The sequence below is a fragment of the Nonomuraea composti genome (assembly GCF_012034275.1).
Lineage (GTDB): Bacteria > Actinomycetota > Actinomycetes > Streptosporangiales > Streptosporangiaceae > Nonomuraea > Nonomuraea composti.
On sequence record NZ_JAATEP010000047.1, the window covers coordinates 53,395 to 78,313 of the forward strand.

27 protein-coding genes and 2 pseudogenes are annotated in these 24,919 nt (G+C 72.2%); 18 read left to right on the forward strand and 11 right to left on the reverse strand.

The annotated features are described in order from the left end of the window. Window positions 1-182 precede the first annotated feature (182 nt). Window positions 183-1,034, reverse strand: a complete 852-nt coding sequence (locus tag HCN51_RS43835; RefSeq protein ID WP_168017893.1) for a universal stress protein — start codon at window positions 1,032-1,034, stop codon at window positions 183-185. A gap of 255 nt (window positions 1,035-1,289) precedes the next feature. Continuing rightward, on the reverse strand, window positions 1,290-1,979 hold the full coding sequence (locus HCN51_RS43840) for a universal stress protein (RefSeq protein ID WP_168017894.1): 690 nt from the start codon (window positions 1,977-1,979) through the stop codon (window positions 1,290-1,292). Window positions 1,980-2,180: 201 nt separating this feature from the next. Between HCN51_RS43840 and HCN51_RS43845 the strand changes: the two genes are divergently transcribed. The 4 genes and pseudogenes from HCN51_RS43845 to HCN51_RS60450 all read left to right on the forward strand — a co-directional run bounded on the left by HCN51_RS43845 (window position 2,181) and on the right by HCN51_RS60450 (window position 5,816). Further along, complete coding sequence (locus HCN51_RS43845; protein ID WP_168017895.1) at window positions 2,181-4,769, forward strand: bifunctional acetate--CoA ligase family protein/GNAT family N-acetyltransferase; 2,589 nt, start codon at window positions 2,181-2,183, stop codon at window positions 4,767-4,769. Window positions 4,770-4,866: 97 nt separating this feature from the next. Beyond that, window positions 4,867-5,478 (forward strand): CBS domain-containing protein, encoded by a 612-nt coding sequence (locus tag HCN51_RS60445; RefSeq protein WP_240973867.1) that lies wholly within the window; start codon window positions 4,867-4,869, stop codon window positions 5,476-5,478. Beyond that, window positions 5,475-5,528: pseudogene (locus HCN51_RS62665) on the forward strand (hypothetical protein); the annotation flags it as partial. The gene HCN51_RS60445 and the pseudogene HCN51_RS62665, both read left to right, overlap by 4 nt. Before the next feature lie 69 nt (window positions 5,529-5,597). Beyond that, on the forward strand, window positions 5,598-5,816 hold the full coding sequence (locus HCN51_RS60450; RefSeq protein WP_346434010.1) for a BON domain-containing protein: 219 nt from the start codon (window positions 5,598-5,600) through the stop codon (window positions 5,814-5,816). A gap of 17 nt (window positions 5,817-5,833) precedes the next feature. Here the strand turns inward: HCN51_RS60450 and HCN51_RS43855 are convergent, their stop codons facing one another. After that, entirely contained in the window at window positions 5,834-6,322 is a 489-nt protein-coding gene (locus tag HCN51_RS43855; RefSeq protein WP_168017896.1) for a hypothetical protein, read from the reverse strand. A 231-nt stretch (window positions 6,323-6,553) separates the two neighbouring features. Here HCN51_RS43855 and HCN51_RS43860 point away from each other — a divergent pair, with 231 nt between their 5' ends. Further along, window positions 6,554-7,192, forward strand: a complete 639-nt coding sequence (locus HCN51_RS43860) for a CBS domain-containing protein (protein WP_168017897.1) — start codon at window positions 6,554-6,556, stop codon at window positions 7,190-7,192. On the opposite strand, the gene HCN51_RS43865 is transcribed toward HCN51_RS43860, so the two are convergent. Further along, on the reverse strand, window positions 7,177-7,386 hold the full coding sequence (locus HCN51_RS43865) for a hypothetical protein (protein ID WP_168017898.1): 210 nt from the start codon (window positions 7,384-7,386) through the stop codon (window positions 7,177-7,179). The two genes, HCN51_RS43860 and HCN51_RS43865, sit on opposite strands and share 16 nt — an antisense overlap. Window positions 7,387-7,544: 158 nt before the next feature. On the opposite strand from HCN51_RS43865, the gene HCN51_RS43870 reads away from it, so the two are divergent. Together HCN51_RS43870 and HCN51_RS43875 are read left to right on the forward strand one after the other, a co-directional pair. Then, window positions 7,545-7,763 carry a hypothetical protein gene (locus HCN51_RS43870; RefSeq protein ID WP_168017899.1) on the forward strand — a complete coding sequence of 73 codons (219 nt, stop codon included), beginning with the start codon at window positions 7,545-7,547 and terminating at the stop codon, window positions 7,761-7,763. Then, on the forward strand, window positions 7,753-7,911 hold the full coding sequence (locus HCN51_RS43875) for a hypothetical protein (protein WP_168017845.1): 159 nt from the start codon (window positions 7,753-7,755) through the stop codon (window positions 7,909-7,911). The genes HCN51_RS43870 and HCN51_RS43875 overlap by 11 nt, the downstream gene beginning before the upstream one ends. 218 nt (window positions 7,912-8,129) lie before the next feature. Here the strand turns inward: HCN51_RS43875 and HCN51_RS43880 are convergent, their stop codons facing one another. Together HCN51_RS43880 and HCN51_RS43885 are read right to left on the reverse strand one after the other, a co-directional pair. Next, window positions 8,130-8,582 (reverse strand): universal stress protein, encoded by a 453-nt coding sequence (locus tag HCN51_RS43880; RefSeq protein WP_168017900.1) that lies wholly within the window; start codon window positions 8,580-8,582, stop codon window positions 8,130-8,132. Between the two features lie 180 nt (window positions 8,583-8,762). Continuing rightward, entirely contained in the window at window positions 8,763-9,173 is a 411-nt protein-coding gene (locus HCN51_RS43885) for an Hsp20/alpha crystallin family protein (protein WP_206068584.1), read from the reverse strand. Between the two features lie 846 nt (window positions 9,174-10,019). Here HCN51_RS43885 and HCN51_RS43890 point away from each other — a divergent pair. The 3 genes from HCN51_RS43890 (at window position 10,020) to HCN51_RS43900 (ending at window position 14,360) form a co-directional block, all read left to right on the forward strand. Then, window positions 10,020-11,069: a zinc-dependent alcohol dehydrogenase family protein gene (locus HCN51_RS43890; protein WP_168017902.1), complete on the forward strand. Its 1,050-nt coding sequence runs from the start codon at window positions 10,020-10,022 to the stop codon at window positions 11,067-11,069. Window positions 11,070-11,721: 652 nt separating this feature from the next. Further along, window positions 11,722-13,149, forward strand: a complete 1,428-nt coding sequence (locus HCN51_RS43895) for a nitronate monooxygenase (protein WP_346434007.1) — start codon at window positions 11,722-11,724, stop codon at window positions 13,147-13,149. Window positions 13,150-13,490: 341 nt separating this feature from the next. After that, complete coding sequence (locus tag HCN51_RS43900) at window positions 13,491-14,360, forward strand: GerMN domain-containing protein (protein WP_168017903.1); 870 nt, start codon at window positions 13,491-13,493, stop codon at window positions 14,358-14,360. Between the two features lie 75 nt (window positions 14,361-14,435). Here HCN51_RS43900 and HCN51_RS43905 read toward each other — a convergent pair whose 3' ends face one another. Both HCN51_RS43905 and HCN51_RS43910 read right to left on the reverse strand, forming a co-directional pair. Beyond that, the gene (locus HCN51_RS43905; protein ID WP_168017904.1) at window positions 14,436-15,455 is read right to left on the reverse strand and encodes a nitroreductase/quinone reductase family protein; all 1,020 of its coding nucleotides are present in this window, start codon (window positions 15,453-15,455) and stop codon (window positions 14,436-14,438) included. 24 nt (window positions 15,456-15,479) lie between these two features. After that, complete coding sequence (locus HCN51_RS43910; RefSeq protein WP_168017905.1) at window positions 15,480-15,701, reverse strand: PLD nuclease N-terminal domain-containing protein; 222 nt, start codon at window positions 15,699-15,701, stop codon at window positions 15,480-15,482. A gap of 169 nt (window positions 15,702-15,870) precedes the next feature. Here HCN51_RS43910 and HCN51_RS43915 point away from each other — a divergent pair, with 169 nt between their 5' ends. The 6 genes from HCN51_RS43915 to HCN51_RS43940 all read left to right on the forward strand — a co-directional run bounded on the left by HCN51_RS43915 (window position 15,871) and on the right by HCN51_RS43940 (window position 18,955). After that, window positions 15,871-16,263: a zinc metalloprotease gene (locus tag HCN51_RS43915; RefSeq protein WP_168017906.1), complete on the forward strand. Its 393-nt coding sequence runs from the start codon at window positions 15,871-15,873 to the stop codon at window positions 16,261-16,263. 1 nt (window position 16,264) lies between these two features. Continuing rightward, window positions 16,265-16,474, forward strand: coding sequence for a universal stress protein (locus HCN51_RS43920; protein ID WP_346434008.1), 210 nt, complete (start codon window positions 16,265-16,267; stop codon window positions 16,472-16,474). Between the two features lie 269 nt (window positions 16,475-16,743). After that, window positions 16,744-17,013: a metal-sensitive transcriptional regulator gene (locus HCN51_RS43925; RefSeq protein ID WP_168017908.1), complete on the forward strand. Its 270-nt coding sequence runs from the start codon at window positions 16,744-16,746 to the stop codon at window positions 17,011-17,013. Window positions 17,014-17,088: 75 nt separating this feature from the next. Continuing rightward, the gene (locus HCN51_RS43930; protein ID WP_168017909.1) at window positions 17,089-18,417 is read left to right on the forward strand and encodes an MBL fold metallo-hydrolase; all 1,329 of its coding nucleotides are present in this window, start codon (window positions 17,089-17,091) and stop codon (window positions 18,415-18,417) included. Between the two features lie 19 nt (window positions 18,418-18,436). After that, a complete protein-coding gene (locus HCN51_RS43935; RefSeq protein ID WP_168017910.1) occupies window positions 18,437-18,655 on the forward strand; it encodes a hypothetical protein in 219 nt (72 codons plus the stop codon). Between the two features lie 30 nt (window positions 18,656-18,685). Beyond that, entirely contained in the window at window positions 18,686-18,955 is a 270-nt protein-coding gene (locus HCN51_RS43940) for an SHOCT domain-containing protein (RefSeq protein ID WP_168017911.1), read from the forward strand. Between the two features lie 32 nt (window positions 18,956-18,987). Here HCN51_RS43940 and HCN51_RS43945 read toward each other — a convergent pair whose 3' ends face one another. Then, window positions 18,988-20,079: an FAD:protein FMN transferase gene (locus HCN51_RS43945; RefSeq protein ID WP_206068585.1), complete on the reverse strand. Its 1,092-nt coding sequence runs from the start codon at window positions 20,077-20,079 to the stop codon at window positions 18,988-18,990. Then, window positions 20,079-20,465, reverse strand: a complete 387-nt coding sequence (locus HCN51_RS43950; RefSeq protein ID WP_206068586.1) for an FMN-binding protein — start codon at window positions 20,463-20,465, stop codon at window positions 20,079-20,081. The genes HCN51_RS43945 and HCN51_RS43950 overlap by 1 nt, the downstream gene beginning before the upstream one ends. A 634-nt stretch (window positions 20,466-21,099) precedes the next feature. Here HCN51_RS43950 and HCN51_RS63160 point away from each other — a divergent pair. Together HCN51_RS63160 and HCN51_RS58480 are read left to right on the forward strand one after the other, a co-directional pair. Continuing rightward, window positions 21,100-21,240 (forward strand): annotated as a pseudogene (locus tag HCN51_RS63160) (histidine kinase dimerization/phospho-acceptor domain-containing protein); the annotation flags it as partial. Between the two features lie 181 nt (window positions 21,241-21,421). After that, complete coding sequence (locus HCN51_RS58480; RefSeq protein ID WP_206068587.1) at window positions 21,422-21,700, forward strand: ATP-binding protein; 279 nt, start codon at window positions 21,422-21,424, stop codon at window positions 21,698-21,700. A 5-nt stretch (window positions 21,701-21,705) separates the two neighbouring features. On the opposite strand, the gene HCN51_RS43960 is transcribed toward HCN51_RS58480, so the two are convergent. Then, complete coding sequence (locus HCN51_RS43960; protein WP_168017912.1) at window positions 21,706-24,357, reverse strand: cation-translocating P-type ATPase; 2,652 nt, start codon at window positions 24,355-24,357, stop codon at window positions 21,706-21,708. Window positions 24,358-24,919: the final 562 nt, after the last annotated feature.

Here is a 24,919-nt window from a genome sequence, read left to right on the forward strand (position 1 = left end):
GTCCAGATCCACCTGGCCGAAACGGGACGGGCGACGGCCGCACGCGTGCCGGCCGGCCTCGCCGGCAGCCTGGTCCCCATGCGCGCGAGGTGACATCGCCGAGTGCCGGATCGCCTGTCCGCGACCGTACATGATGGCATCGAGCACGGGCATCGGCCCGTTGTGGTGTGCGCTGCGCCGGCTCAGCTTTCGGTACGCGCTTGCCTGCGCACCACGACCAGCGGGCACGGAGACTGGTGCAGCAGCGCCTGGCTGACCGAGCCGAGGATCATTCCGGCGAACGTGCCGTGCCCGTGCGAGCCCACCACCAGCAGGTCCGCTCCCGAGGCGGCTTCACGCAGCACCGCGACCGGATGGCCGTGCACGACGTCCGCGACGACGGGCACGTCCGGGTGGCGCTCGCGGTGCCCGGCGAGTGCCTCCTTCAGGATGAGCGATTGGTCGCGTTCGGCGTCGGGATCGGCCGGGTCGAATCCGCCGGCGTGCGGCCAGGACCAGGCCAGCACCGCGCGCAGGACCGCACCACGCAGCTCGGCTTCGGCGAAGGCGGACTCCAGCACCCGGTGCGCCTGCGGCGAGCCGTCCACCCCGGCCACGATCTCGCCCCGGGGCAACGACGGCAACTCGTGCACCACGGCCACATCGCACGGCGCGTGCCCGGCCACGCCGAACGCCACCGACCCGACGAGCAGCCCGCGCACGCCACCGACGCCGTGGCTGCCGATCACCAGCAGCTCGGCGTCCCGCGCGGCCCTGGTCAGCGCGGTACGCGGGTCTCCGGCCGCGAGCACCGTCTCCACCTTGAGGCCCGGGTGCTCGCGGTGGGCCCTGTCCTCCGCGACGGCGAGCAGGTCCAGCCCTCCTCGCCGCATCCACCCGGCCACATCGGCGTAACGGCCCTCGGCGGTGTCGACGCACCAGCGCGGCAGCGCATGCATCACCGTCAGCGGCGTGCCACGCAGCACCGCCTCCCTGGCCGCCCAGCCGCACGCCTCCAGCCCGGCCCGTGAGCCGTCCACTCCAGCGATGATCATCGCGTCGCCTCCTCTTCTTCCATCGCAACGCCTGGGTGCGGAAGTGGCCAGGGCCGAAGGTCCCGTCCTCGCGGTTTCGTCCCGAGCCGGCCAGGATCACCGAGTGTTGTCCGCGGCGCGAGGTGCGCCGTCCTGCGATCCGGTTGATCCAGCTCGGGCCAGAGCCACGGGGCGAGATCGGCCTCGACTTCCGCAAGCGCTGCGGCCTGTGCGTGGCGGAGTCCCCGGGGAACGCCGTCGAGACGGCTCAGGAGATCAGCCGGCCGGACCTGCCACCGCGACGGGGCACGGCGCGTGCCGAAGGAGATGCTCGGGGTGCTCGCGTCCGACAACCATGAGCGTCGCCGGCGCCTGGTCGGCGCTTCGCTGGAGCCGTACTCCCGGGTGGCGTCTGCGGTATTCGGTGAGGTCCACCGTGGCCGTGAGCGGCAGCCGACGCAGCTCGGCCTCGCCGAACGCGAATTCCAGGACGGCCCCGTCCGGGTTCGTCTCGGCCACGACGACGGATCCTCGTGCTGTCGCGGCGGGCAGCGGTCCTGGCCCGCGTACGACGATCACGGGGCTTCGGGCGTGGGCGGCGACGTAGCCGGCCACGGAGCCCACGACCGCTCTCGGCAACGCGCCGAGCCCCCGGGAACCGACCACGACGAGCGCGGCACCGCCGGAGAGCTCGACAAGGTGTTCGGCGGCAGGACCCTCGTACAGGTCGGTGTCGACCTGCACGCCGGAGCTGGTCTGCCGGGCGCAGTCGGCGCCGTGCCACAGCACGTGCTCGGCCGCCTTGCGGAGGTGGGCCTTGGTCTCCTCGTCCGCCTTGCCGTACGGCCATTGCCACGCGTGCGCGACGATCAAGGGCAGCTTTCTGAGCTCGGCCTCGTCGAGCGCCCAGTCCAGGGCCTGCATGGAGAAGTCCGAGCCGTCGTAGCCGAGCACGATGTGGTGCATGGCGTCGCCTCCTGACCTGCGGCGGGCGAGGGGTCCCGGGCCGATGCCGCGCCGTGCTCGCTGTCTTCAGGCTCGCGCCGTGCGGGCCCGGCCGGCAGGGACCTTGGGCCTGCACGCCGGGGCCGTCCGGCTCTGCCTGGCCAAGCGTCGCCCGGGCAGCCTCGGAGGTGGGGAGCACCTTCGAGGAACGGGAGGCTCGCCATGGCCGAGGGATACGACGTCCTGCTGCGTGACGGCGGCATCGCTCATGTGCGCCCGCTGCGGCCCGGCGACCGCGCGGCGCTGCACGAGCTGGTGGACCGCTCGTCGGAGCGCTCGGCCTACCTGCGCTTCTTCACCGGCGGCCGGAACACGGCGCACGCGTACATGGACCGCGTCACGAGCGACAAGTACCGAGGCCACGCCTTGGTCGCCGTCATGCACGAGCGGCTGGTGGCGGTGGCCGAGTACATCCCCATGGACGACGATCGTGCCGACCTGGCGATTCTCATCGACGACGCGGTCCACGGCCACGGGCTCGGCACGCTGCTGCTGGAGCACGTCGCGCTGGACGCGGCCGGGCACGGCGTACGGGAACTGGTGGCCGAGGTCCTGGCCGAGAACCGGCCGATGATCCGGGTGCTGCACGATCTGGGCCTTCCGGTGGGGCAGCGCTTCGAGGACGGCACGCTGCACGTCGCCATCACCGCCGAGCCGACGGCCGGGCTGCGGGAGGGTATCGAGGCCCGCGACCATGAGGCGGAGCGGGCGTCGCTGGCGCGGGTGCTCGCACCGCGCTCGGTGGCGGTGATCGGAGCTTCGCGCGACGAGCGCGCGGTCGGGCACAAGGTGCTGCGCAACCTCCTCGACGGCGGCTTCGCCGGGCCGATCCACCCCGTCAACCCGAACGCCACCGAGGTGGCCGGGCTGACCTGCCGCCCTGGAGTGCCGGCCGGCGTCGATCTGGCCGTGATAGCGGTCCCCGCCGCACACGTGCTCGAGGTCGCCCGGGACTGCGCGAAGGCCGGCGTGGCCGGGCTGGTGGTGCTCTCCTCCGGCTTCGCCGAGGCCGGGCAGCATGGTGCGGAGGCGGAGTTGCTGCAGGTCTGCCGCTCGGCCGGGATGCGCCTCATCGGCCCGAACTGCCTGGGGGTGGTCAACACCGCGGTCCGGCTGAACGCCAGTTTCCTGCCGCACCCGCCGGTCCGGGGGCGCATCGCGCTGATGTCGCAGTCGGGCGCGGTCGGCGCGGCGCTGCTGGACCGCCTGGAGGTCTCCGCGTTCGTCTCCGTCGGCAACAAGGCCGATGTCAGTGGCAACGACCTGCTCGAGTACTGGGAGGACGACGACGGCACCGATGTGATCGCGCTGTATCTGGAGTCGTTCGGGAATCCGCGCAAGTTCGCCCGAATCGCCCGCCGGGTGACCGCGCGCAAGCCGGTGCTGCTGGTCAAGAGCGGGCGCAGCGGCGCCGGTGACCGTGCGGTGCGCTCGCACACCGCCGCCGCGGCAACCCCGGACGTCGCGGTGGACGCGCTGGTCCGCGCGGCCGGGGTGATCCGGCTCGACAGCGTCCACGATCTGATGGACACGGCCAAGCTGCTCGCGTCCCAGCCTCTTCCCCGGGGGCGGCGGGTCGCCATCGTGGGGAACTCGGGCGGGCCTGAGGCGATGGCCGCTGACGCCTGTGAGTGTCGCGGGCTGACGGTTCCCGAGCTGCCGCCCGGGCTGCCGGCGGCCCGGCCGGGCGCCGCGATGACCAACCCGGTCGATCTGACCGCCGACGCGAGCGCGGCTGAGATCGGCGCCGCGCTGAAGGCGCTCATCGCCTCGCCTCATGTGGACGTGATCCTGGCCGTTTACACGCCGCCGTTCGGATCCGGTCTCGAGGAAACCCGTCAGGCCATCGCCGAGGCCGCCATGGGGGCGGACAAGACGGTGCTGGCCTGCGTTGTCGGCCACGACGACCTGATCGGGGGGCGTATCCCCGCCTATGCCTTCCCCGAGCAGGCCGTCGAGGCGCTCGCGCACGTCGTGGGCTACGCCGAAGGGCGCAGGCGCCCGGTTCCGCCCCTCGTTCTGCCTGTCGCGGATGACAGGACGGCACGGGAGATCGTGCAGGCCGAGCTGGCGGCGCATCCCGACGGGAACTGGCTCTCCCCCGCGACCGCCGCTCGGCTCCTGAGCTGCTACGGCGTGCCGCTCGTGGAGTCCATCCAGGTGGGCGGTCCCCAGTCGGCCGCAGAGGCGGCCCGCAAGGTGGGGCTGCCCGTGGTGCTCAAGGCCGTCGGGCCGGTGCACAAGAGCGACGTCGGCGGGGTCCGGCTCGGCCTGCGTACCGAGGAAGAGGTGCGGCGGGCCTACGGGGAGATGTCGGGGCGCATCGGCGAGGACATGTCCGGCGCCATCGTCCAGCCCATGCTGGCGGGCGGCGTGGAGATCATCGCCGGTGGCGTCAACTATCCGGCGTTCGGGCCGCTGGTCATGGTCGGCATGGGCGGGGTGACGGCCGACCTGCTGGCCGACCGCGTCTTCCGCGTGCCGCCGATCGCCGATGCCGCCGCCATGATCGACGAGATGCGCTGCGCCCCGCTCCTGCACGGCTACCGTGGTTCGCCGCCCGCCGACATCGACGCGCTGGCCGGGCTGCTCGTACGCATCGGCCGGTTGCTCGAAGACCTCCCCCAGGTGGCCGAGCTGGACCTCAATCCGGTCATGGTCACCCCCGGCGGTGCCACCCCGGTGGATGCCCGGATCCGGGTCGTGCCCTGCGAACCTCGCCCCTCACCACTGCTTCGCCGCCTGCGCTGAGCGGGCCGGGCTCGGGAGCGCGGGAAGGACTTTCGTCCCTGGCGACGAACCCGCCGCTGGGATGAGCTGTAGGTAGCGGCTCAGAAGGGAGGCCGTCATGGCTCGGCCCCTCCCGATCGTCCTGATCGCCGTGATCACGATGGTCCTCACGTCGTACATCACTCGCCCCAAGAGAGGACCGAGTGCCGGTGCGCGCGGCGTCCGGCCGTACCTCGTCCCGCAGGAGGATGACACCGGCGAGTACGCCGTCCACGTTCACCCAGAGCGTCATGGCGCTGTCGAGCGCGGCCTTGGCCCGCTGAGCCGCGGCCCACGCCGAGCTCGAGCAGGCTGGGATCCGTCCGACCGCGATCGCGCGTCCACCGGCACCACCCGTCGTGCCGACGCCCGGCTCCTCATGCGGCGTGTGCCCGGCCGTGGCGACCACGTCCACCACGTCGGGATGGCCTCGGGTGAGAGTTCCGGTCTTGTCCAGAACGAGAGTGAGGAATGTGTCATGCGTATGGCCGTCGCAGATGTGATGACGACCAAGGTCGTCTCCGTCACCGCCACCACCCCGTTCAAGGACGTCGCCGAAGCGCTCATCGCCGGCGGTACCAGCGCCGTCCCAGTCACGGACGACGGCAACCGCGTGCTCGGCACGGTCTCCGAGGCCGACCTGCTGCGGAAGGAAGAGTTCAGGCGTCCACGGTCCAGGCCGCTCGCCTGAGGGAGGCCCATGACGTCAAGCGGCTCGCGGTCGTCGACCGCGACAACCTCCTGGTCGGCATCGTCAGCCGGCGGGAGCTGGTCAAGCTGTTCCTGCGCTCGGACGAGGAGATCGCCGCCGTGGTACGTGACGACCTGTTCGACCGCACTTCGTGGATGAGCACCGGTGGGGCCCGGATCGAGGTCCGTCAGGGCATCCTGACATTGTCCGGCCGCATGGAGTGCCGCACGGAGGCCGAGATCGCGGTGCGCATGACGCGCCGGATGAACGGCGTGGTGGACGTCGTGAACGAGCTGGCCTGGAGGCAGGCCGACGCACCCGCGCTGGGCGGAGCCTGAATTGAGCGCATGCCGGTTCAGCCGACGAGGGAGAACGCCTGTACTGCACGTAACATCCGTCCGGCCTCTTCCAGGTCGCGGTGGGCCTCCAGGACGCGACCGGCTGCTGTGGCGAAGCGGATGAGGTACTCCTCGGCGTGCTCGTCGAGGTCCGAGCCTGCCACCCAAATGGCGGCACGGCTGCGCGTGTTCAACGGGACGGGCACGCTCAGCAGGCGGAATCGACCCATGTCGACATGGACCGGTTCGGACTGCCCGGCCAGCGCGAGGAGCACGTTGCCGGACCCCAGCCATTGCCGGACCCGCAGCGGATCTCCGGGCGGCATCGTCATCTGGATCAGCTGGGCGAACTGGGGTGGTGCTCCCGCCTCGACCAGGCCGGCGTAGCCGGTGCCGCAGATCTCCGCCGCGACGGTGACGATCTGCTCGAACAGCCGCCGAGAATGACAGGCGGAGATGGCGTCGATCAGTTGCCGTAGTCCCTCTGTGGAGGGCTGCGGGCGCATCACTGGACCGGACCTGCTCATGGCTCGCCCCCTACTTCCGCCTTCATGGTCCGGCCGCTCACCGGAAGCGGAAAGGGTCTTTGGCCCTCACTCCCCGCCCCAGGCCTCAGGACCGTTCACGGACGATCCGACCCGAGTACGGGCCCTGCGATCAGGATCGTCGGGACTTTCGGCCCTGTGTCCGTCGAACGTCGCAAGGTCTGATGGGGGGTAACGAGGCAGGGGACGACGATGAAGATCACCGTTCAGGACCTGATGACCACCGACGTCACAGCCGTCCATCGCGAAGCTTCCTTCCACGCCGTGGCCGAGCTTCTCATGAGCGCGGGCGTCGCCGGTGTGCCCGTCGTGGACGACGACGACCATGTCGTGGGCGTCGTCTCCGAAGCCGATCTCCTCATCAAGGCGGAGTTCAAGCAGCGGTACCACGGCGACGCCTACCGGCCTCCGCTCCGTGCGCGCATCCGCCACCTCGCCGGCGTCGGCCGCCACGAACCCGCCGGTGAAACGGCCGGGGACCTCATGACCGCCCCTGCCCACACCATCGCCCCCATGGCGTCCATCGTGACCGCCGCCCGGCAGATGGATCGTCACGGCGTCGCACGCCTGCCCGTCATCGACGCCGACGGCCGCCTCATCGGTATCATCAGCCGCCACGACCTCGTCAAGGTCTTCCTCCGCAGCGACGACGACCTCCTGAGACAGGTCAAGAACGCCATCCGCGCCGACGCCCTCGGGCTGAGCGTCACCGTCGCCGAGGGCCTCGTCACCATCTCCGGCGCCTTTCCCGAGCCCAGCCGGCCCGACACCGCCCTGCGGCTGGCTCAGGGAGTGGACGGCGTCGTGGCCGTGCGTCACTCTCTCACCTGAGGTGTCCGGGCTCCTGCGGCCGGGCCGTCCGGGCATGCCCTGCCCGGCTCCCAGGCGACCGCGATGACGACGGCGACCGCGGCCATGATGACCCGCGCCGCCACGATGGCCAGTGACCACCAGGCGATCCACGACGTGGCGCGGTGCGCCTGGAGCAGGGCGGACCAGTGCCAGATGGCCCACACCACGCTCACGATGAGCGCTGCTCCCAGCGCGCTGCACCGTTCCCGCTGCTACGCCTCGACGGCGTAGGAAGACCAGCCGAACTCCTCGCACAAGGCGCTCACGAAGAACACGGCCGCCATCGCCAGTACCGGCACCAGAGCGATCTGCGGGCCCGGCCACGGCGCCGGTGCTCGAGGATCATCGCGGCGGTGACAGGACAAACAACCGCGAGCGCGGCCAGTGGCAGGCCGGGCAGGATCCGGGTCCCGGCCACCCAGCTGAATTCCGCCCGATCGACAAGCGCCAGCTCCTGGAGGTCATCGGCGTCTTCCTGGCCGACGACGCGCTGAAGCGCGTCTACCGCACCTTCAACGTCACCTCCTTCGGAGACAGCAGTGACGCGTAAGACGATCCGGGTCGGCGGCCTGACCCGGGTCGAAGGCGAGGGCACCCTGCTCGTCCACGCCCGCGACGGAGTGGCCGAGCTGAGCGGGCCGTCCCACGAGCACGCCGGCAAGATCGCGGATGGCACCGCAGGGACTTGGGTCTGGTGACGGTCACCGTGCAGCTCGCGTGGTTCAGGAGGACGTGCCGGCTGAGCGAGCCAGCAGCGCATCGGCGGACCCAGCGGCCTACGGGACGGTCCCGCACAGCACCCGGCACGGCGACGGTTCGGGCAGCGAGCCGGAGTCTTCCGGATACGAACGCACGCGGGTGCTCTGCTGGCCGCTGCAGCAAGGTACTGTGCCTCCAACCTTGTGCGCCTGCTCGGTCATGATCGGTTCCAGGGTCCGCAGACCACGGCCACCGGGCAGCGAGCGCGACGCAGCACCCCATGGCTGACCGAGCCGAGCACGGCCGCCGTCAAGCCTCCGAGCCCGCGCGACTCCACGACCACGAGGCATGCTGTCTGTGATGCCTCGGCCAGGACCGGCACCGGGTGGCCGCGGACAGCCTCCTCGGTGATCTGGATTTCGGGGTACTTGCTGCGCCACGGCACCAGCTGCTCCGTCAGGTCGCCCATGTCGTCGGGCGGGAGGGGGCCGTAGCCGACGGGGTGCGGGGCGAGGGCGACGTCCTGTCCGGCCTGGATGACGCGGACGCCTGCCTTGCGCGCGGCGGCCTGCTCCAGGGCGTACTCCACGGCCATGCCCGCATGGGGAGAGCCGTCGTGGCCGACCACGACGGCACCGCGCCGGCCACGCGGGCGCACTCCGACGATCACCAGGGGACTGCCCGTGCGCCCGCTGAGCGCAGCGGCCGGCGTCTGCGTGCGGCATCTTCCGCCGCCCACGCGAGTGCCGCTCTCGCGGCCTGTGACCCATCGACCACGACTGGTCTGCTCATCCCGGCCTCCTCTGCTTCCGGACGCGGGCAGGCGGCCCTGCCCGCGCCGGACAGGCCGTCAGTGCTCGACGGTGATCCGCCTGCCCTCGGCCTTTTCCTCCTCGGTCAGCCCCACGCTGACCTCCAGGACGCCGCCCCTGTAGACGGCCTTGACGTCATCGGTCCTGGCCGTCGCGGGCAGTGTCACGGTTCTGGAGAGCGACCCGTAGGAGAACTCGGAGCGGTGCGGTTCGGTGCACTTCCGGGTCTTCTCCGCCCGGATGTGCAGCATGCCGCCGAGCACCGTGACCTCGATGTCCTTGTCGGGGTCGATGCCGGGCAGCTCGGCGCGCACCACGTACCGGCCGTCGGCGATGTAGTCCTCGACCCGGACGATCTGGCCGAACGGGCGGAACCCGAACATCGGGCTCTCCATCCACTCCAGCATCTCCGGGAAGAACCTGATCTCCCTCCGCTCGGGCAGCTTCATCACGGCCTCCTTCCGTGGGCTTCGGTTCCCACACCTCCAGCACACCCCTGGCGGCGGCCTGACGGCAGAGGACAAAGCCCCTCGTGAGCAGGGACCATCGCCGGTCCGAGGCCGCGGGCGTCGATCCCCTGCGAGGTAGGCGACGGGCTGTACGAAGACCCCCAGCCATCACAGCCCTTCGCCTCCGCGCACATCGGCTGGCGGGCAGCGGCAGAGATCCGCCGCCGCGGCCGTGGTGAGCGCGGCTTCCGTCGGTTCCCAGAGCCATCAGCCAGTCTTGCCGCCTCTTCGGCACCTGGTTCCAGTGCCTTGACGAACTCCTCTCCATCAGCCCTCCGCACCAGGATGAGGGCGCGCTCCCTGTTCATCCCGAGCAGGAAGTCATGCCTCGCAAGGCCGTTGCTGGTCCTCGTCGCCGCCGTCAGCGTGCTGTTGACCGGCCGCTCTCCGCGAGGGCTGTACGACCTCGTGGTCGGCATGAACCGGTGTTGGCTCAGAGTCGCCGCGTACGCGACTCTCATGACCGGCGCCAATCCGCCGTTCCGGCTGGAACAGGGCGGCCACGAGCTGTCCCGCATGGATGCTCCCTCGGCCGCGGCCAAGGTCCGGCACGACGCCGGCTCCATCGTTACCCTCGCCCTGGGCGTCTTCCTCGCGCATCGACGACTCCCCCCGTTCCTCGTCGGCAGAACCCGCGCATGCCACGCCGACGATCTGATGGGCCGTTTCCGCACGATCGATCCTTGGAGCTCGTCGGCCATCCTTTGGGCTCGGCGAGTGGGACCTTCGTCCCTGTTCCGTCGCCGCCGCGGGCAGAAAGGTGAAGGAAAGGACAAGGAGGTCCCGATGAAGGCACTGATCTATCACGGGCCTGGCCGGCGTGCCTGGGAACAGACCGCGGACCCGCGGCTCACCGAGCCGACGGACGCGATCGTCCGCGTGGACGCCGTCACGATCTGCGGCACCGACCTGCATATCCTCAAGGGGGACGTCCCCACGGTCGAGCCCGGCCGGATCCTCGGTCACGAAGCCGTCGGCACCATCGTGAAGGCCGGCAGCGCGGTCACCACCGTCAAGCAGGGGGATCGGGTGCTGGTCTCCTGCATCACCGCCTGCGGCCGCTGCCGCTATTGCCGCACCGGCACCTTCGGGCAGTGCCTGGGCGGGGGCGGCTGGATCCTCGGCCACCGCATCGACGGTACCCAGGCCGAGTACGTCCGCGTTCCGTTCGCGGATACTTCCACGCACCTGCTGCCCGAGGGCGTGAGCAGCGAGGCGGCGCTCATGCTCGCCGACATCCTGCCCACCTCCTACGAGGTCGGCGTGCTCAACGGCCGGGTCCGGCCCGGTGACACCGTCGTCGTGGTCGGTGCCGGACCGATCGGCCTGGCCGCCGTCACCACCGCACAGCTGTTCACGCCCAGCCACATCGTGGCCGTCGATCCGGCCGCGGCCCGGCTGGAGGCCGCCAAGCGGCTCGGCGCGGACGTCCTCGTCGGCGCCGGAGACGACCCGGCCACCGCGGTGGCTGAACTGACCGGCGGCCTGGGCGCGGACGTGGCCATCGAAGCGGTCGGCATCCCAGAGACGTTCGAGCTGTGCACCCGGCTGGTCCGCCCCGGCGGCCACGTCGCCAATGTCGGTGTCCATGGCGCCCCCGCCACCTTGCATCTCGAAGATCTGTGGATCCGCAACCTGACCATCACCACCGGTCTTGTCGACACCCGCTCCACCCCGGCGCTGCTCGACATGATCGCCGCTCACCGGCTCGACCCGACCGCCTTCGTCACCCACCGTTTCGGCCTGCACGACATGGAGGCCGCCTACCGGACGTTCTCCGACCCCGCGGGCACCGGGGCGCTGAAGGTCGTGTTGTCCCGCACCATGACCGGCTGACAGGCACGCCCGGCCGGTGCGTCCTGACCGCGGCCGTCGCGCCGTCGGTGTGCCGACGGCCGCGGCGCCGGTAACGGTGTGCCACGGACGTCAGAAGAGCTCACCGTTTCCGGTCCTCTGCCACCTGCATGAACGCGGCCTTTGCCCGTGCTTCGCGGGTCCGGCCATGAACGCCCGCGACCGGCCCTGCCGCGTGGCCGGCCACGGCCAGGCTGAACGAGCCGGCCGTGGCCGCGTCCCTCGCCCCGGCCCTCGCGCCGTTCACCACCAGAAGGCGTGCTTCGTGAGCCGCCTTGAGCGGGCAGGCGCACGGGCTCGTCGGCGTGCTCGACGCCCCCGTGGGGTCCCGCATGCCGACGCTGTCAGGAGGTCAGCTCCTCCCAGGTCCGCAGCATCCCGAGCAGCACCGCCGTGTCCAGGCCGGCGAGGTCGCGGGTTGGCGTGCCGCACGCCGGGACGCATGCCGCCGGCCGAGGGCCGAGGCGATCGCGGGCCCTTCGGCGGGTCGCGCCGGGTCGAACGGCTCTGGGGCGCGAGCGCCAAGCATGATGCGGTGGACGCACCGGCAGGCACAGTGCCGACGAGTTGCTCGCCGGTCAGGACGACACGATCACCGCAAGGTCCGCCGCACATCCACTCGTGGAGGGGTGCCGTGAGCGACGAACACCTGCCCCGGATCATCCAGGGCGGCATGGGAGTGGCCGTCTCCGACTGGCACCTGGCCCGGGCCGTCTCCCGGCTGGGCCAGCTCGGCGTGGTCTCGGGCACGGCCATCGACCTGGTGTGCGCGCGCCGACTGCAGCTCGGTGACCCGGGCGGCCACCTGCGCCGCGCACTGGCGCACTTCCCCATCCCGGAGATGGCGCGGCAGGTCATCCGCACCTTCTACATTCCCGGCGGCAAACCGCCAGGGACGCCGTTCCGGCCGGTGCCGCGGTACTCGCTGCGGCCGGGCCGCGCGCTGGTGGCGCTGACCGTCGTGGCCAACTTCGCCGAGGTGTACCTGGCCAAGGAGGGACATGACGGGCGGGTAGGCGTGAACTACCTGCGCAAGATCGAGCTGCCGATCCCGTTCGCCTGCTACGGCGCCCTGCTGGCCGGGGCCGACCACATCCTGATGGGCGCGGGCAACCCGGCCGAGCTGCCCGCGCTGCTCGATCGGCTGGCCGGCCATCGCCCGGTGGCGCTGCCCGTACGGGTGCAGGGGGCGGCCCCCGCCGACGGCGACGCCTGCGTGGAGTTCGACCCGGCGGACCTGTGGCAGGCGCCGCCGCCGGTGCTGCGGCGGCCCCGGTTCGAGGCGATCGTGGCCTCGGTCGACCTGGCCGCCGCGCTGGCCGCCGACCCCGTGACCCGGCCTGACGGTTTCGTGGTGGAGGGGCCGCCGGCGGGCGGGCACAACGCGCCGCCGCGCGGCCCGCGCCTCCTCGACGACTCCGGCCAGCCGATCTACGGCGAGCGTGACGTGGTCGTCCCGGAGGAGATGGCCGCGGTCGGGCTGCCGTTCTGGATGGCCGGCGGGTACGGCAGCCCGGACGGGCTGGCCGCGGCGCTGGCCGGGGGCGCCACCGGGATCCAGGTCGGCACCGCGTTCGCGTTCTGCGCCGAGTCCGGCATGGCCGCGCCGCTGAAGCAGGCCGTACTGGCACGCGTGGCGCGCGGCGACGCCCGCGTGCGCACCGACCCGCGGGTCTCGCCGACCGGATTCCCGTTCAAGGTCGTCGACCTGGAGGGCACCGTGGCCCGCGAGGACGTCTACGCCGGCCGGCCCCGCCTGTGCGACCTGGGCGTGCTGCGCTCACCGTACCGCAAACCGGACGGTTCGATCGGCTACCGCTGCCCGGCCGAACCGGTCGAGGTCTACCAGCAGCGGCGCGGCGGCCGCGTCCAGAACACCGAGGGCCGCCGCTGCCTGTGCAACGCGCTGCTGTCCACCGCCGGCTACGCCCAGGAACGGGCCGGCGGCTACGCCGAGCCCGCCATTGTGACCTGCGGCACCGACCTGACCGCCGTCCGCCACCTGGCCACGACCCACCCCGGCTACACCGCCGCCGACGTCCTGGCCTACCTCCTGCACTGAAACCAGCCGGACAGCGGCCATCCTCCGCTCGCGCAGGAGGCCCGCGATCACGGCCCCGACGACAGGCTTCAGGTGGGACAACGAGGATCCGAACGGCCAGGATGCCAAGGCGGGGACTCGGACGAAGGCCCCGCACCGGGTGACGCCCGACACGAGCCGTGGCCCCCCGGAGGTGCTCAGGCGTGTCAGCGTCTCCGGCCGTTCACGGCAATCCTGCGCTCGAAGCCGGAGCATTCACGGCGGTCCGGCGCGCGAAGCCGGGACGTTCGCCCCTACCGGCGCCTCCGGCCTCGCGAGATGCTTTGATCAAGGAGCACTCACGGGGAAGAAGATGATCCATCATGCTCCCGATCCGCCCCCTCATCATCGGCGCGACCATGGCGGCGGCGGTGACCGTCCCGCTGTCCCTGCCGGTGCAGGCCGCCCAGCTCGCCCCGGTTCCGACACTGACCGGCGTCCGCGTCGCGCACCACCCGGGCTTCGACCGGCTGGTGTTCGAGTTCCGCGGCCGGCTGCCGCACACCGTGCAGACCCGCTACGTCAACCGGGTCGTCGACCAGGCCACCGGACGCACCGTCGGCCTCGTGGGCGACGCCCTGCTGCGGGTCCGCTTCGAAGAGGCGAGCACGGCCACCGGCCCGGCCCGCACCACCTACCCACTGCCCGGCGTCATCCAGGTCGCCTCGGCCACCCCGTACAACTCCGAGCTCACCTACGGAGTGGGGCTGTCCAGGCAGGCCCCGTTCCGGGTCTACAAGCTGACCCGGCCCAGCCGCGTCGTGGTGGACATCACCACTCCCTACCGGACCGTCCCGGTACGGGACCACTTCCTCAACACCGCCAACTACAACGCCGGCCGGCAGCCGTACACCACGGCGGTGCAGCGGCCGGTCATCTCGCCGGCGACCGCGTACGGCGCGCTGCAGCGGCTGTTCGCCGGCCCCACGCCGGCCGAGCAGGCGCAGGGGCTGAGCTTCGTCTCCTCCAACGCCACCGGCTTCAGCAAGCTGACCGTCAAGCGGGGCGTCGCCAGGGTCTACCTGACCGGCCGCCTGACCAGCGCGGGATCGACGTTCACCATCGCCGACGAGATCAAGCCGACCCTCAAGCAGTTCCCGTCGATCAGGTACGTGAAGATCTACGACGCTCGCGGGCACACCCAGCAGCCCTACGGCCCGTCCGACTCCGTCCCGCGGAGCCTGGAACCGTAACCGCGGCCGGCGGATCGACGCCGACCTGGCCCGTGCCGCGAACTGGCCCAGCCGACAGACAGGTGTCCATGATCCTCACCTCCACCTCGGGTGGCGCGGCGGCAGGCGGGCGTGGAAGTGGACGACCGCTGGAACGGGGAGCAGGTGCACGATCGCGGCCCCGGTGAGCGCCGCCGCCGTCGCCGCCATGACCGCTCCGCCCAGCACGCCGATGGCCACGACCAGCCAGCCGGGCTGGCCCTCCTGCCACAGCGGCGTGGTCACCAGTGCGAAGGCGCCCAGCGCGACCAGCCAGGAGCCGGCGGAGGCGACCGGCCACCGCCACGCCTTGCGCAGTTGGCCGCGCAGCAGCCGGGCTTGCAGCAGCCCCATCGACCCGAGCAGGGTCAGCCCGAGCAGGATCAGGACGGCCGGCGGCCAGCGCAGGATCCGCTCGCCCAGGACGACCGGCAACACGCCGACGGTCCAGGCGATCGCCGCTCCGGCCGCCGTCGCGTGCACCCACGCTCGCGTGGGGAGCGCGGGAAGGGCGGCCCTGAGCACGTACGCCTGCGCGAGGCCGAGGATCGCCCCCTCCACCGCTCCCGCCGTGACGATGGCCGCGCCCTGGAGCAACGGCCCGATGCCCAGCCACGTCCACTCGGCCGCCGCCACCTGGGCCGCCACGACGGCCGGCACGGCGAACCCGGCGATCTCCCCCAGCGTGACCGCCTTCGTCCAGCGCCGCCACAGCCGCCCGCGATCCGGCGGAGGGCCGCACTGCTCCGCTGCGAGGCGGATGGTCACGACGACTGCGTGACCGGCCCGGGCGACGGTGGCGTGGCCGTGCCGGTCCTGCCCCCGCAACGTGATCCGTACCGGCGCGCCCTCGTTGAGGTTGCGCCACCACCGTCGCGACGGCCTGCTGACCACGGTGAGCGTGTCTCCGTGCTGCTCGTACTGCACGGGAAGGCGGATGGTGGCCCCGCTGCGGCGGCCGGTGAGGGTCAGCAGGGCGACGTGCTCCGACAGCAGGTCGTGCAGCGGCGTACGCAGCAGCCGGCCGGCGACCGGGTTCACCAGGAGCGTCTGGAGCCGGTCCACAACCCTCAGCATGGTCACGCGCATGACGAGGCCGCCTCAGGTCTTCTCAGGGGAGTGTCGCCGCCCCCACAGCAGGTAAGCGATCGGGCCGATCGGCTGGACGAAGATGCCCAGCCACCACAACCCTCTGCTCCCCCGCACCGCGCCCTTGGGGCTGAACGCCAGGTCGACGGCCGCCGCCGTCGTCAGCGCCATCTCGGTTGACACCAGCGCCATCAGCAGGCCCCGCCGCCGCTTGGACATCTGTTCCCATCGCATACGCCCCTCCTTCGTCAGCCCGAGTGTGGCAACGTCGCGGTGCTCCCGGTGGGGCCGAAAGTCCCCGGCCTCGAAGCGTTGGACAGGTGCTCGGGCTGTGGGGCCAACGGTGTGAACCGCAGGCCGAAGGCCTCCTGTCCGCGCCGTCCGCAGGGCGGAGGGTGGAGTCGTGAAGGCTTCCGTGCGCCTGGGGCGTCTGTTCGGCATCCCGATCGCCGCGAACCGGTCGGCGTTGCTCGTGCTCGCCCTGATCGCGCTGATCATCGCCGACGGCGTGCTGCCCGCCGCCGCCCCGGGCCATGCCAGAGCGCTCTATTGGGTGACCGGCGTCGCCGCCGCACTGGTGTTCCTGGCCTGCCTGCCGGCCCACGAGCTGGCTCACAGCGTGCTGGCCCGGCGGCACGGCGTGCGGGTCAAGTCGATCACGCTGTGGATGCTGGGCGGCCCCTCCCAGCGTCCCACCAGCACCGCAACGGGCACGAAGCGGCACCGCCACCCGTCCAGGGCCACGACCGCGCGAGGCCGCCGAGCAGGTCGTGCCGTGGCGGGAGGGGAACCCTGACGTGCGCATCGTCGACGACCAGGTCCGCGATCACCCCGTGGCGGCCCTCAGGAACGCTTCGTCTGCAGCCGACCTCGTTGTGGTGGGCTCGCGCGGGCTGGGCGGGTTCAGCTCCGCGGTGCTGGGGCCGGTCGGTCATGGCGTGCTCCACCACGCGGTGTGCCCGGTGGCCGTGGTGCCTCCTTCCGAGGCCGCCCACGAAGCTCGCTGAAGGCTGGTGATCCTGTGCTCAATGAGTACCGTTCACGTCGGCGTGATTCCCTTCGATGCGGCTCTGTCCGCATCGCCCAAGCACGGTTTCTGAATCTTCGATGAGCGGTGGCTGCTGGTCGAGACGATCGCCGGCGTCGCCGCCCGCGCCCGGGTGAGCGCGGTGGCGGCATGGGGCCTCTGCGTCACCGGCCGCCGGCGGTCCTTCCGGCAGCGCGGTTGGTCCTCTCCCTTTGCCTTCTCAGGTACCCCTGGGGGTATCTTAGAGGCATGGAGCTGAACGAGAGCATGGTGGGCGACGCGCTGACCCGCTTGAAGCGGGCGCACGGCCAGTTGGCCGGGGTCATCACGATGATCGAGGCGGGCGAGGACTGCGCGAAGGTCCTCACCCAGCTCGCCGCCGTCTCCAAGGCACTCGACCGGGCCGGCTTCAAGATTGTCGCCACCGGCCTGCGGCAGTGCCAGGACGCCGACAGGCGCGGCGACGAGCCGCCCATGAGCGTCGCGGAGCTGGAGAAGCTGTTCCTGGCGCTCGCCTGACCTCACCATGCGGCCACGGGGCTGTCCGTGGCCGCACCTTTTTGACCTTTACATACCCCGGGGGGTATAGAGATCATGGATGTCACGTCGTTCCGGACTCCCGGCCTGGGAGACCAGACCTACCTGCTGAGCCACGACGGCCAAGGGGTGCTCGTCGATCCCCAGCGCGACATCGGCCGCTTCCTGGAGGCCGCCGCCGCGCGCGACGTCGAGCTGCGGTTCGTGGTCGAGACGCACCTGCACAACGACTACGTCTCCGGCGCCGAGCAGGCCGCCCTGCGCACCGGCGCCGAGCTGGTGCTGCCCGCCGCCGCGGCGCCCGCCTACCGGCACACGCCCGCCTTCCACCTGGAGGACATCCCCGGAGGCGCGGGCCTGACCCTGCGGCCGATCCACACGCCCGGCCACACCCCCGAGCACACCAGCTACCTGGTGCTCATCGACGGCGAGCCGGCCGCGCTGTTCTCCGGCGGCAGCCTGCTCGTCGCCTCCGCCGGCCGTCCCGACCTGCTCGGTCCCGAACGCGCCCGCTCCCTGGCCCGCCTCCAGCACCGCTCGCTGCGCCGGCTGGCCGCGCTGCCGCCCGGCCTCGCCCTCTACCCCACCCACGGCGAGGGCTCGTTCTGTACCGCGACCGGCGCCGGCCGGCTCACCTCCACCATCGGTGCCGAACGCGACGGCAACCCGCTGCTGGCCATCGACGACCCGGAGAAGTTCGCCGACACCCTGCTGGCCGACCCGATGCCCATCCCCGCCTTCTACCGCCACATGGGCCCGGCCAACTTGCTCGGCGTGCCGCCCATGCCGCCCGTCCAGGTGCCCGACCTCGACGAGCCCAACGGTCACGTCGTGGACCTGCGCCCGCGCCACGTCCAGGCGCGCGGCATGCTGCCCGGCTCGTACGGCATCGAACTGGACGACGACTTCGGCACCTGGACCGGCTGGCTGCTCCCCCGCGACGAGCCGATCACCCTGGTCGCCGAACCCGCCCAGGACGTCACCGAGGCCGTCACCCAGCTCGCCCGGATCGGTATCGACACCGTCGAGGGCGTCGTCCGCGATCTTGGCCGGGCCGCCGTCCAGACCTACCGGCTCACCGACCTCGACGCCTTCGTCAAGCTGCTGCTCCAGCCCGACGCGCAGCTCCTGGACGTGCGGATGCCCGGCGAGCGGGAGCAGACCCGGCTCGCGGGCGCCGTCGAGCGATTCCTGCCCGACCTGTTCACCCAGGGCGTCCCTGCCGAGCTCGACCCGGAGCGGCCGGTGCTCGTCGCGTGCGCCTCCGGCCGCCGCGCCGCCATCGCCGCCGGCCTGCTCGCCCGCGAGGGCTACCGGCCGATCGTGCTCAGCGGAGCAGGTGTCCCCGACGTCGCCGCCGCCCTGCACGACCCTGACGCCGCCTGACCCGCACCAGGAGAAAGCCGTGTCCCCCATCGACGCCGCCGCCCGCTCGCTGATCGCGGCCCATCCCGACCAGGTCGACGCGCGCCTGCGGCGCATCGTCACCGACGCGGGCGGCCGCTTGCTGCTCCTCTGCCAGTCGTGCTGGTGTGGTGGCCTCGGCCTCGGATCCTGTTGCCGATTCCGCTTCGAGCAGGGACGAAGGTCCCTGTCGCCGCGGCTGGCCGTCCGCACAGGATGAGGGGAATCGAACGCATCCGAGGTGATGGCGATGATGTGGTGGGGTTACAACGGCATGAGCGGCTGGGGCTATGTGCTCATGGGTCTGAGCACCCTCGTGTTCTGGGGGCTCGTGGTCAGCACGATCGTCCTGGCCGCCCGTCACGCGAGCCGGGTCATCGGCGCGGGACGTACTTCCCCGCCGCCGACGGCGCAGGAACTGCTTGCGCAGCGCTACGCGCGGGGCGAGATCGACACTGACGAGTACCGCTCCCGGCTGGACGTCCTGCAGCGCGGGCCCGACCATCCGGTTCGCGGCTGACCGCGCAATGCCCCTGCTCGCACCGGCGGGGATCAGCTCCACGGCGCTCGCCCGGTCCCTGGACGGCAGCGCACGCACCGTCGATGTGGGCGATCTGCGGCGCAGGAGGCGGTGACAGCGGCCCGCTCGCGGGCCCCGCAGTCGCGTCCATGGCGGGCCCGCTGATGTGCGGGCACGGCCGAGGCCGTCGAGGCATCTCGGCCTGGCCGTCGTGATGTTCTCCCGGCGGCCGGGCCGCTGCCGGCGCGCCCTCCCGGGGTGGTCGCCGCGGTGCGGCGGTCGCGGCCACCATGCGTCCATTCGCCGGACGCCACGTCGTGATCAGCGGGGGCGTTGCAGTATGGCACCATCGGCCTCCTGGATGACGGGTGACGCGGCGTCCGGGAAGCCGGAGGTGTGCCAGGTGGCACCGGTGGTGGTGATGGCGAACGCCTCCACACCGGGAAGACGTTCGACCCAGTCCCGGGCCGACCGCCCATCGCGAAGGCGGCGGTGGCGTAGGCGTCGACCATGGTGAGGCCGGTGCCGGTGCCGGTGATGGTGATGGTGATGGTGATCGAGGCCAGTTCCCGCGCCGGTCGGCCGGTGTGCGGGTCGATGATGTGCGGCCCGCGTTCGACCGTGCCGGAGGTGGCCACGGCCAGGTCCTGGCCGGACACCACCGTGGCGGTGATACCTGGGCGCTGGGGGTGGGCGACGGCGATCCGCCACGGCCGGTCGGGGGCGGGCCGGCCCGCGCACTGGATGTCGCCGCCGCCGTTCAGGCAGTGGTTCACCGCTCCATGCCGGACGAGCATGCGGGACGCCTGCTCGACGGCCCAGCCCTTGACCAGGGCGGACGGGTCGAGGAGGCCCGCAGGGCGGGTGGAGGAGTATCCGCCCGACGCTTCCGCCGCCGCGGCGCAAAGGTCGAGGACCTCGGTCACCTCGGGCGGGCAGTCGTCCAGGCCGATCTCGCCCCTGCCGAGACGGCTCATGGGGCTGTCTTCTCGGTAGGGGGAGAAGATGGCGTCCACTCGGTGCAGCCAGGTGACGGCCTCGGCGACGGCCCGTCGCGCGTCGCCGAGCGGGGGGCGGAGGTCGAAGGAGAAGACCGTGCCCATGGCGTGTTCGACGTGGCGCATCACAGGCCGGCCCGGTCCAGGGCGCTTTGCAGGGACCGCACGTGACCCTCGCTGGTGTAGGTGGCACCGGAGACGGCGTCGATCTGGGCTGATTGCGCGGCCAGCGCTTCGTCGTTGAGCGTCGGCAGTGCCTGGCTGTTGATGGCGAGGTCACGGTGGTTGCCGTCGGGGGCCCGCAGGACCCGGATGCCGGTCATCTTGCCGCCGTTCAGGACGACCTGCACCTGCACGGGCCCCCAGCGGGTATCGGCGAGGTCGCCGGTGACCACTTTGTCCCCGCTGGTGGCGCCGGCGACGGCGCCCGGCGAAGCGGGTGCCGGGGAGACGGCGGACGGCGGGGTGGCCACCGCGGTGAGCTCGTGGGGTTTGAACGACAGCAGCAGCACCAGCCCGACGCGGTGACAAGGACGGCGAAGATCGCTCTGCGCATCAGGGCTTCCTCAGAACTCGAACGACTCACGATGGATGCGGCGACCGCCAGCCCGACCACGTACCGGCCGCCCATCGCGTGCCAGCGGGCGAGCCGGTCGGAGCCCACACCGCGTTCCAGGGCGGGATGCGGGCCATCAGCGCGAGCAGGACCGCTACGCCGTACGCGGCGAGCAGGCCGGTGATGCGAGGAGCGCGAGCACGCCGACAGCCGCGGCCAGTCGATCGGCACTCTGGGCGTCCGTCTGGTGAACGGTCAGGTGACCGACGCCGCCGTGGTCCGTTCGCGCAGCGCGGATGACGTCAGGGTCAGCATGTCGGCCGGGGACGTCGCCGTTCTGGCCACCGTGCCGGCCGACGGGGGGCCATTCGGTCGAGCCGTCGGAGCTGGACGACTACCGCGTCATGGCGACCCCGGGCGCCGACGGCGACGTGCTGATGGGCGGGCTCCCGATGGAGGGGGTCGAAGCCACGGTGCGCCGGCCGGTGGAGGACCCGCGCACGGAGATCGGCGGGCTCAACGCCGCCTTCAACCGCATGCTCGGGCACGTCGGGGACGCGCCGGCCCGGCAGCACGCCAGCGAGCAGCGGATGCGCACCTTCACCGCCGACGCCGGCCACGAGCTGCGTACGCCCCTGGCCACCGTGCGGGCCCACACGGAGCTGGCCCGCCGCCATTCCGGCGAGCTTCCGGCGGAGGTGGGGCACTCGCTGGAGCGGATCGAGGCCGAGTCGGCACGGATGAGCACGCTGGTCGACGACCTGCTCCTGCTGGCCAGGATCGACGCGGGCCGGCCGCTGGCGCGCGAGGAGGTGGACCTGACCCGCGCGGCCATCGACGCCACCGGCGACGCCCGCGTCGCCGCGCCCGGCCACCGCTGGCGGCTGGAGCTGCCGGAAGAGCCGGTGACGGGTGTCGGTACGCGTCCTGCCGCAGGAGGTGGAGCTGACCGTGACCGACGACGGGCCGGCCATCCCCGAGGAGTGGCGGCGGGAGCTGTTCGAACGGTTCGTCCGGGCCGACAGGGCCCGCTCGCGGGCGCAGGGCGGCAGCGGGCTCGGGCTGGCCATCGTCAAAGCCGTGGTCGGAGCCCACGGAGGAGCCGTGTCCGTCCAGAGCCGGCCGGGCCGCACCGCCTTCCGCGTGACCCTGCCCGCCTCTGCGAGCTGCTCCGGGGCCGCGCCACAGTAGTCCGGTCACGAGCGAGCACGGCGTCGGCGGACCCAGCGGCGTAGCTCGTCGGTGCCCCAGACGATGACGGGGAAGGCGGCGATGACGGCCAGGACGTCGATCGGGAGCGCGGCGGTGCCGAACAGGTGCTGGAGCGGCGGCAGGTAGATGAGGGCGGCGGCGAAGGCCAGCTCGAAGGCGATGCCGGCGAGCAGCAGCGGGTTGGAGGTGAGACCGACCTGCCGCAGCGGGGCGTGGTCGGTGCGGGCGGCCATGGCGGTGCCGATCTGGCAGGTGACCAGGCCGGCGAAGGTGGCCGTGGTGGCCATCAGGTACGCCTGGTGCAGCGGGCTACCGGGGCCGGTGGGGTCGCCCGGCTGCCAGCCGGCGCGCCGGAGCACGTAGAAGAAGACGCCCATGACCAGGGCGGCGGAGACCAGCCCGAGGTAGCCCCAGGCGCGCACCAGTATGTCGCGGGAGATGACGCCCTGGGAGGCGGGCCGGGGCGGGCGGGACATCAGGCCGGGCTCGGCGGGCTCGCGGCCCAGGGCCAGCGCGGGCAGGGTCTCGGTGCCGAGGTCGATGGCCAGGATCTGCAGGACGGTCAGCGGCAGCGGGATGGCGCCGCCGCTGAGCGCGAAGATCAGGAACGGCACGATCTCGGGGACGGCGTGGGCGAAGATGTAGAGGATGAACTTGCGGACGTTGTCGTAGACGCGGCGGCCGGATTCGATCGCGGCGACGATGGTGGCGAAGTTGTCGTCGGTGAGCACCAGCGTGGCGGCTTCGCGGGCCACGTCGGTGCCCGAGGCGCCCATCGCCACGCCGATGTGGGCCGCGTGCAGCGCGGGGGCGTCGTTGGCGCCGTCGCCGGTCATGGCGACGATCCGGCCGTGGGCGCGCAGCGCGTCGGCGACCTTCAGCTTGGTCTCGGGCGAGGAGCGGGCGAAGACGACCTCGGCGTCTCCGGTCAGCAGCTCGTCCAGCTCGTGGTCGTGGAGTTGTTCGGCCTCGGCGACCACGGTCAGCCGGGGCACGCCGATCCCGACCTCGGCGGCCACCGCCGCGGCGGTCGCCCCGTTGTCGCCGGTGACGACGTGCACGCGCAGGCCGGCCTCGTGGCAGCGGGCCACGGCCTCGGCCGCTTCAGGTCGCGGCGGGTCGTACAGGCCGACCAGGCCGAGGACGCGCAGCTCGGTCTCGGCCTCCTCACGGTGCGCGGGGATGGGCGCCGCGGCGGGCAGGTCGCGGGCGGCGATGGCCAGGACGCGTAAGCCGCGACGCGCCAGATCGTCGACGGCGGCGAGCACGTCGGCCCTGGCCTGCTGCTCGATGGCGGCGTGGGCCAGCACCGCTTCCGGCGCGCCCTTGACGTTGACCGTCAGTCCGTGGCCGTGCCGGCTGACGGTGGACATCAGGCGCAGGCGGGCGTCGAAGCGGAACACCGCGCGCCGGCGTTCGTCCCTGCCGGCCAGGTCCGGCGATCCGGCACCTTCGACCAGCGCGATCTCTGTGGGGTCGCCCCGCAGTGCGCCGTCGTCAGCGCGGGAGACCGTGGTGCAGTCGCTCATCACCTGTGCCAGTTCGGCGGGCGGCGGTCCATCCCGCGTGACGATGCCGGAGGCCGGCGTCCAGTACGCCCGCAGGCGCATCCGGTTCTCGGTCAGCGTGCCGGTCTTGTCGGTACAGATGACGTTGGTGGAGCCGAGGGTCTCCACGGCGCTGAGCCGTTTGACCACCGCTCCCCTGCGGGCCAGCACGCGCACGCCGACCGCCAGCGCGAGCGTGATGGTCGGCAGCAGCCCCTCGGGGACGTTGGCCACCAGCAGCCCGATCGCGAACATCAGCGCATCGGTCACCGGCAGCCCCACCAGGGCGCCTATCAGGAGGAAGGCTGCCCCCATGCCCACGGCGACCGCGGCGATCAGCCACGCCACCCGCTTGACCTGCACCTCCAGCGGGCTGTCGCGGCGCCGGCCGCGCTGGCTGAGCGACGCGATCCGGCCGAGCTCGGTGTGCCCGCCGGTGGCGAACACGATGGCCTGTGCCTGGCCGCTGACGCAGGTGGTGCCGCTGAAGATCAGGTTCGGCTCGCGGAGCAGGGCGACACCGTCCTCGGAGGGCCCGGCCACCCGTTCCACCGGAGCCGACTCCCCGGTCAGCATCGACATGTCGATCTCCAGGGCGCCGCCGGTCAGGCGGGCGTCGGCCGGTACCTTGTCGCCTTCTTCCAGTACCACCAGGTCGCCCGGCACCAGCTCAACGGCCTCCACGGCCTGCGTACGGCCGTCTCGGACGACCAGGGCGCGCTCGGGCAGGTAGGCCGCCAGTGCCTCCACCGCGCGCTCGGCCTGACGCTCCTGTAACCGGGCGAACGCGGCGTTCACCACGATCACGGCCAGGATCGCCCAGCCGAGCACCGGCATGGCCGCCACGAACGCCAGCGCGGCCGCCGCCCACAGCAGCAGCGCGAGCGGATGGGCCAGTTGCCTGCCGAGCTGCGGGAGGAGCGAGGAGCGCCGGCTGCGGCGCACGGTGTTGGGACCGTAGACGACCAGCCGCCGGGCGGCCTCGCGGGCCGACAGTCCGCGCGGGCCGGTTCGCAGCTCTTGCCGCAGCAGGGGCAGCGGCTCGCGTGGATCGGTGATCAGGTGAGCGTGGCCGGCGGCGTGTTCCATGCCCGCGGCCAGCCCTGCTCTGCGATCGCCCGCACTGGCACTGCGCGATTCCTGACAGGTCGGCCGGTCACCCGCTGCGGCCCTCATGACGATCGCCTCGCTCTCCGGTCGGCCTTCCGTCTTCTTCACACTCGGCGTCGTGGAGGGAGTGCAGGAGGGCCGGAGGTCTTGACGACACAGGACTTTGGGCCCGCACAGGACTTTGGGCCCGGCATCGCCGGAGGTTCAGGCCACCGTGACGTCGGGATCGAGATAGACGTCCTGCACCCGCTGAGCTGGAGGTCGGCTTCCACCTGATCGATCGACAAGCTCGCGAGCTTGGCTGAGCGGATCAGGACCGCCGCCGTCCTACCGGCATGGGGCCTGGATGGAACGGGCATGCACCATCGGGGACGAGCATGCTCACCATGCCGACCTTTCCTGCTCCGCCGAGTTGGTCAGTGACGGGAGCCCGTTCACGAGGCCATTGGTCCTTCTCCTCGGGTGTGGCGGCCGGATGGATGACTTCCAGAAGGCAGCGTCCCGTCGGCGTCGCCGGCCGACCCCCGTGGAGGACCCGCTC